6 protein-coding genes and 2 pseudogenes are annotated in these 7120 nt (G+C 65.3%); 6 read left to right on the plus strand and 2 right to left on the minus strand.

The window, feature by feature from the left end; genetic code table 11:
- The first annotated feature begins 5 nt into the window (after window positions 1-5).
- From FV234_RS24715 to FV234_RS24725, 3 genes are all read left to right on the plus strand, one after another.
- On the plus strand, window positions 6-212 hold the full coding sequence (locus tag FV234_RS24715; protein WP_147832307.1) for a hypothetical protein: 207 nt from the start codon (window positions 6-8) through the stop codon (window positions 210-212).
- 1 nt (window position 213) lies between these two features.
- Window positions 214-1287 carry a fumarylacetoacetate hydrolase family protein gene (locus tag FV234_RS24720; protein WP_147832300.1) on the plus strand — a complete coding sequence of 358 codons (1074 nt, stop codon included), beginning with the start codon at window positions 214-216 and terminating at the stop codon, window positions 1285-1287.
- Window positions 1288-1356: 69 nt separating this feature from the next.
- Window positions 1357-1671: a YnfA family protein gene (locus FV234_RS24725; protein WP_147832302.1), complete on the plus strand. Its 315-nt coding sequence runs from the start codon at window positions 1357-1359 to the stop codon at window positions 1669-1671.
- Between the two features lie 281 nt (window positions 1672-1952).
- Here the strand turns inward: FV234_RS24725 and FV234_RS24730 are convergent, their stop codons facing one another.
- Window positions 1953-3428, minus strand: a complete 1476-nt coding sequence (locus FV234_RS24730) for a protein adenylyltransferase SelO (protein ID WP_147832305.1) — start codon at window positions 3426-3428, stop codon at window positions 1953-1955.
- Between the two features lie 669 nt (window positions 3429-4097).
- On the opposite strand from FV234_RS24730, the pseudogene FV234_RS24735 reads away from it, so the two are divergent.
- Window positions 4098-5138 (plus strand): annotated as a pseudogene (locus tag FV234_RS24735) (methyl-accepting chemotaxis protein).
- A 70-nt stretch (window positions 5139-5208) separates the two neighbouring features.
- Here FV234_RS24735 and FV234_RS24740 read toward each other — a convergent pair.
- Window positions 5209-5613, minus strand: coding sequence for a MucR family transcriptional regulator (locus FV234_RS24740; RefSeq protein WP_147832309.1), 405 nt, complete (start codon window positions 5611-5613; stop codon window positions 5209-5211).
- Window positions 5614-6044: 431 nt separating this feature from the next.
- Between FV234_RS24740 and FV234_RS24745 the strand changes: the two genes are divergently transcribed.
- Both FV234_RS24745 and FV234_RS24750 read left to right on the plus strand, forming a co-directional pair.
- A complete protein-coding gene (locus FV234_RS24745) occupies window positions 6045-6608 on the plus strand; it encodes a MucR family transcriptional regulator (RefSeq protein ID WP_147816122.1) in 564 nt (187 codons plus the stop codon).
- 165 nt (window positions 6609-6773) lie between these two features.
- Window positions 6774-6995 (plus strand): annotated as a pseudogene (locus FV234_RS24750) (IS481 family transposase); the annotation flags it as partial.
- Window positions 6996-7120: the final 125 nt, after the last annotated feature.

Here is a 7120-nt window from a genome sequence, read left to right on the forward strand (position 1 = left end):
CCGCCATCGTCGCCGAGGCCCCGCAATCCCCCACGACGAGCTTCGTCGTCGGCCAGGACCCGCAGGGTCGCTGGATCGCCGTGGAGACCCACGGCCTGGGCGGCGGCCTCTTCCGCACGCGGCATGACGCGCTCCACTACGCGGTCGACCTCACCGACCATCGACCCGACGCCGTCGTGATCGCGACGGACCGCATCGAGCTCCGGATCTGAGATGAACGGGGGCGCCCGACGACTGCGGGCCCGCAGTGCCCGCCGCCTCGTCGCAAGGTACGTGGCGGCGGGGGCCGTCCTGGTGATCGTTGGCGCCGCCGGGTGGGCCCTGGGCCTGTCGGTATCCGCCACCGTGGCGACGCTCTGCATCGGATTGCCGGCGATGGCGCTGATCCGGCATTTCGCCATTCGGGAGCACGGGCGCCGAAGGGGGGGACCGTCGGATGCGATGGCAGGCGGCACGGCAGAACCACGGCCTTGGCGCATCGCTCGCCCGAAGCCGCAGATCATGACGTTGGGCCCGGACGAGATCGAGCGGATCGCGGAGAGCCTCGCGTCGGCCCATCGCTCAGGCGGTGAGAGCCTCGACGCAGGCCTCCACCGCCTGGCCGGGATGGACGAGGCCGAGGACGTGCAGGAGGCGACGTTGCGCATCCTGGCGGACGGCCACGTCGGCTACGCGCTGTGCGCCACCAGCCCGATGACCGCACGGCTCCTGGGATGCACGGAACCGGTGATCGCCCCACTGCGTCGCGGAGCGCTTCTGGACGACGGCTCGACCTTCCTCCTGCCGCGGGGGATCATCGGGGTCGGGGCCGGATACTGCTTCGTCCTGGGGCACCCCCTGGGAGAGGTATCGGAAGGTCCGGCCGGAGAGCGCGAGGCGGCCGATGCCTGCCTCGCCTGCCATCTCGAACTGCATATGGTCGGACGTCGCGTCCCCCACGGCACCCCACTGAACGCGTCGACGGCCACGGCCGACCTCGGGCTCGACGTCGTCCATGTGCTCGGGCCCCGGGTGCGGGACGGACGTCCCGTCGACCTCGCCTCGACCGAGGTCCGTATCGACCTCGATGGCCATGCCGTCACCCGGGGCCGGGGAGCGGATACGCTCGGCGCACCCATCGGCGCCGTCGCCTGGACGGCACGGTGGCTGGCCGGCCGCGGGCGCCGCCTGGAAGCCGGCGAGGTCGTCACGACGGGGAGTTGCACCGGCCTCGTGCGGGTCGTCCCCGGCCAGCGCGTCCGCGCATCCTTCGAGGATCTCGGGACGGTTTCCCTCGACCTCGTCTGACCAGCCGGTCGCTTCGCAGCCGGGCTTGACCGTGGACGCGGGGCGCCGGATGCCGGCGGGACGACACTTATAGCCTATGCCGGCGCCGCGGTCGCCGAGATCGCCGGATGCTTCGCCTTCTGGGCGTGGCTTCGCCTCGACCGTTCGCCGTGGTGGCTGGCGCCCGGCATGGCGTCGCTCGCCCTGTTCGCCTACCTGCTGACCCTCGTCGACAGCGAGAGCGCGGGACGCGCATACGCGGCCTACGGCGGCGTCTACATCGTCTCGTCGATTCTATGGCTCTGGCTGGCCGAGGGGCACCGCCCCGACCGATGGGACATCGGCGGCGCTGCGATCTGTCTCTTCGGTGCCGCGGTCATCCTGCTGGGACCACGCGGAACCTGAGCGTTACGACGTCAGGACCCGCTCGAAGAAGATCCAACCGTTGGTACCACCCCATCACCACGGCACAAATCGACCCGACACGGTCGTTCAGGCTTTCAACCCCGAATCCCTGAAGCGGACATTCAAGCTCGATCAAGCGGACACATGGCGCGTGGGTAGCGGCGCCGCAGCTCGCCACGGTTTACCTTGGGCAATAGCGCCCGCCGGGCTTCAACCGGAGGTGGTTTCCGAATTACAGGCCCGGGTGATGATCGTGGGATGATTCAGAGGCCGGCGGACGTTCAGGTGCCGCAGAACGTGCGGTAGCCCACCCCGCCACCCACCGGTGCCTCGGCGTAGCGGGCGTTGGTGGGCTGGTCATCGTAGGGACGCGACAGCACCGCCAACATGTCCTCGAACGGGCCGAAATCGCCTTGCTCGACCGCCGCCGCGATCATCGCCTCGACGTGGTGGTTGCGCGGGATGAACGCCGGGTTGACCGCGCGCATCGCCGCCGCCGTCGCTGCGGGGTTCCGTCCCTCGTTGGCCAGTCGCTCCCGCCAGCGCACGACCCAGGCGTCGAACTCAGTGGGGTCGACGAACAGGTCGCGCACCCCGGCGTCCGCATCCGGCCGCTCGGCCGCGTCGCACAGGCGGCGGAAGGTCAGAGTGAAGTCCGCTTGGTTTTCCGCCATCCGCGCCAGAGGGTCGTCCGCGAGCGCGGCATCGCCGGCTCTCTCTCCGGACAGCCCGAGCTTCTTCGCGAGACCGCCGCGATAGGCTGCCTCGAAGCGCGGACTGAAGCCGGCGAGCGTCGTCTCGGCGGCCTCGACCGACGCCGCCTCGTCCTCGGCCAACAGCGGCAGCAAGGTCTCGGCCAGGCGGGTCAGGTTCCACAAGGCGATGCCCGGCTGCTGGCCGTAGGCGTAGCGCCCGTGCGCGTCGATCGAGCTGAAGCGTGTGCGCGGGTCGTAGGCGTCGAGGAAGGCGCAGGGGCCGTAGTCGATCGTCTCGCCGGCCACCGACATGTTGTCGGTGTTCATCACCCCGTGGACGAAGCCCACGAGGAGCCAGGACGCTACGAGGTCGGCCTGGCGGGCGACGACACCTGCGAGCAGCGCCCGGTAGGGATGCTCCGCGGATGATTTCTCGGGATAGTGCCGGGCGAGGACGTGGTCGGCGAGCGCCCGCACCGCCTCGGTGTCACCCCGGGCGGCGAAGTACTGGAAGCTGCCGACCCGGATGTGGCTGGCCGCAACCCGGGCAAGCACCGCGCCGGGCAACTGGGTCTCGCGCAGGACGGGCTCGCCGGTAACCACCGCAGCCAGCGCCCGAGTGGTGGGGATGCCGAGCGCGGCCATGGCCTCACTGACGAGGTACTCGCGCAGTACCGGTCCGAGCGCCGCCCGGCCGTCGCCGCGGCGGGAGAACGGGGTCGGGCCCGCGCCCTTAAGCTGGATGTCGTGGCGGCGGCCGTCACGGTCGACGACCTCGCCGAGCAGGACGGCGCGCCCGTCGCCGAGCTGCGGCACGAAGTTGCCGAACTGATGCCCGGCGTAAGCCGTTGCGATCGGATCGGCGCCTTCCGGGACGGTGTTTCCAGCGAGCATCTCCACCCCGGCGGGGCCAGCGACCCAAACCCCGTCGATGCCAAGAATCGCCGCCAGGTCGCCATTCAGGCGGATGAGGCGCGGGGCCGCGACGGGTGTCGGGGCGCGGCGGGCGAAAAAGCGGTCCGGCAAGCGGACGTAGCTGTTGTCGAAAGGGATCGCAGTCATGATCAGGAGCTATGAGCGATCGCGCTGGCGGACAAGTGTATCCCGGGGACCACTGGGTTACGGTTCTCGAGAAGGCGCGTGTTCGCGCCGCGGTGTCTGCTGCCAGAACGATGCTGGCGTAGTTCGAGCGACAACTATAGACGAGAATCGCCCAGTTCTTGCTTCCTAGCAAATGTCTGCTTCTTCTGTTTCCCTTGCCCAGACCTAACAGGTAGCAAGCCACCCTTCTCGGATATCGTCAGACAAAGTCAGGCGTACAAAATACAGTCGTTTTCCGTTCAGCGCTGATTGCCGCTCACAGATGCAGTTAGGGCGCGCTATGATGGCAAGCCCTTCCTCACTCTTGGAAAACAGCGTTCGATCAGGCGGCGAAGTATCTCTTGTTGACCTGATCGGTCTCGATACTTCACATCTCGGTTCTGTGCAGGGTCTCGACGATCTAAAAGCGGCACGCGACACGCTCGTTCCATCAGACGGATGGGAAGGGATCTGAGCTTGAAGGAGATGAAATGTTGAGCGTATATGGCCAGATCTTGCACCAATTTTGAGCGATTTCCAAGTCGAATAACGATCTATACGATTTACTAGCAATGTAGATCCATGCATTAGTAGATTGATAGATGGCTCGATAAAAGGCCGCCTGTAAGTAAGTTGTGCTGGAATTGATTGATGAGCAATCTATCCCTGTCCGCGGTCGTTGGTACCTCTGCTCGGAATCTTAAGAACAGTGCTTCATCCGACCTCACATCGATCCAATCTATAACCGGGCGCATGAAGCTTCTTGCGCTCAATGCGCTCATCTAAGCTGCTCACGCCGGTGAGAAAGGTGCCGGATTTTCTGTCGTCGCACAGGAGGTGCGTGCTGTATCTTCCGAAATAGAGCAACTGGCATCGTCTCTTGGGCTTAGCCTCAGCACCGGCATTGAGCATCTGACGCAGGCTGTCGATCGTCTTGCGAACGAAGCGCGGGCCACCCGTTGTGTGGATCTTGCCCTGAACGCAGTCGAGCTGATCGACCGCAATCTCTACGAGCGGACCTGCGACGTACGATGGTGGGCGACCGACGCGGCCGTCATCGCATGTGCGAACGAGCCAAGTGCTGCCGCCGTCGCCTACGCGAGCGAGCGCCTTGGCGTCATCCTGTCCGCCTACACGGTCTATCTCGACCTTTGGCTCTGCGACACCGAGGGGCGTGTTCTCGCCAATGGCCGTCCCGACACGTATCCCAAGGTGGTGGGATCGCATGTCGGCAACGAGCCCTGGTTCCGTGACGCTCTCACCCTGCGCAGCGGTGATTATTTCAGAGCGGCGGATGTCCGTACCGAACGACAGCTCGACGGAGCACAGGTCGCAACGTATTGCGCCAGCGTGCGCTCTGCGCACGGTGCGGAGGGGCGACCGCAAGGCATTTTGGCAATCCACTTCGATTGGCAGCCGCAGGCCCGTGCCATCGTTGAGGGCGTGCGGCTAGGACATAGCGAGCGAGATCGCACCCGGGTGATGCTGCTCGATGCCAAAGACCGCGTGATCGCCTGCTCAAAGGGCCAAGGGGTTCTGAGTGAGGTGTATCGGCTTCGCACCGAAGGCCAACAACATGGTCATTATCTGAACGATCGTGGGCGGCTCGTCGCCTTCCATGAAACTCCGGGCTACGAAACCTATCGCGGCCTTGGTTGGCGTGGTGTGATCGAGCAACAAGCAGAGGGATAAGGCAGCGACAGAGCTGAAAGCTGCCCCCTCGAAGCCCGCCGCTGGATCGCGGCCGGCTCCTACGGCGTGCTCAGGCAGCCATACGACCCGGCCGACCCAAACCGATGTTCTTGGCAAGGGCCGAGCGAGCCGCTGAGTACGAGGCTGCTGTCGTCGGATAATCGTCTGGCAGGCCAAACTTCGTCCGGTAGCTGCGCGGGTTTAGCCCGTGCTTCGTGAGGTGGCGCTTCAACGTCTTGTAGGCCTTGCCGTCGATGAAGCTGACGAGACCGTCAGGGCGGATCGATTTGCGGATCTGCGCCGCGGTCGGCTTCTCGATCTCTTCGGCCGGGGCGCTGGCACCGCCGGCGGCTGTCCCACCCATGATGCCGTTAAGGGCCGCATGGACGGTGCCGATCAGGACAGGAAGCTCAGTTGCCGGTACGCGGTTGTTCGAAACGTAAGCCGCTACCAGTTCGCTGGCCATTGTAAGCATATCGGGGTTCAACCCCAGGTTATCTTTGGTCACTTCGTTCGTCCCGTGTGTACGCTACCGGCATGAGATCTGCCGATCTCGGACCCAGATCAAGGCGCGGCTCACGCAAGATCGCGCGAGCCTGCCGTGACCTGTACGCATGCTGCGAAGATTTGGTTTCGGGGAAGAGTGAGCGGGGGCGTCCCATCGAGGGGCCCTGGCTCTACATCGCATCGGGAGTCAGCGACGACTGCTCCCGAGCGCATAGCATCGCACAGGTGCTGCATGATAAGCCCCGGCCGCCCGAGCGGTCGGGGGCTTTCTTTGCCCCATCGAGCATCATGTCGAAGCGAAGCAACAGATTTCCATCCGTGTTGCAGCATTCGCCGGTGTGTTTTCCATGGAGGTAGCTTGACCAGCGGCATCAAGCGGTAGAGCGATAGATCCTCTTGATGGAAGGAACCGTCGTGGACGAACAAGCTGAAGCTCAATCCCCCAACTTCATGGAACTCGCTGCCGACCTCGTCTCGGCTTACGTGTCGAACAACAACGTGCCGGTGTCGGAGCTGCCTGGCGTGATCGCCAGCGTGCATGCTGCCGTTGCGGGTCTTGCTAACCCGACGCCTGCCGAGCCCGCTGGCCCCGAGAAGCCGACGCCGGCGCAGGTCAAGAAGTCGATCACACCGGACGCGCTAATTAGCTTCATCGACGGTAAGCCATACAAGACGCTCAAGCGCCACCTGACTAAGAGCGGCCTGACTATGGAGAGCTACCGGACGCGCTACGGTTTGCCTCCGGATTACCCTTCGACTGCGGCGAGCTATTCCGCCAAGCGCTCCGAGTTGGCTCGCTCGCTCGGCCTCGGCCAACTGCGCAAGGCAGCCCCCAAGGCCGCCGCAGCCGACGAGACGGTCTCTGAGGCGCCCAAGACCCGCGGTCGGAAGCCCAAGGCTGTAGAAGCGCCCGAGGCAGCCCCGAAGGCTCGCGGCCGCAAGAAGGTCGCCAAGACGGCCTGAGGCCGTTCAGCGCCCCGTTCCGGCACACCGCGGCACCCGTCGCGGTGACGGGCTTCTAACCAAGCGCCGCCATTCTGCATGCGGGCCATGTACTGCGTATCGGCCTAGATGTTTGATCCCAGGGTTTGATGGTGCAGTCTTCACGTCGGAGTGGAGGGATGCGCTATGGGCCAAGTTCTTCACGGCAGCGCCACGACGACTGAGGCGATCCGTCGAGCGATCCAGCATAGTCAAGCGAGCCTGAGGGCCCTCTCGAAGCGCTACGGGATCAACCAGAAGACGGTCGCCAAGTGGCGGCAGCGGACCTCGGTCGCCGACCAGCGCACCGGTCCGAAGGATCCGCGCTCGACGGTGCTGTCACCCGAGCAGGAAGCGATTGTCGTCGCTGATCCTCCCCCGGTTCCACGGACACCTCTGATACGCTCCTTGCGGGCGGGGAAGGTGTTTGATGGCCAAGACGAGACGCGAGTTCACCCCAGAGTTCAAACGCGAGGCGGTAGCGCTGCTGGAGA

The sequence above is a fragment of the Methylobacterium sp. WL8 genome, assembly GCF_008040045.1.
GTDB lineage: Bacteria > Pseudomonadota > Alphaproteobacteria > Rhizobiales > Beijerinckiaceae > Methylobacterium > Methylobacterium cerastii.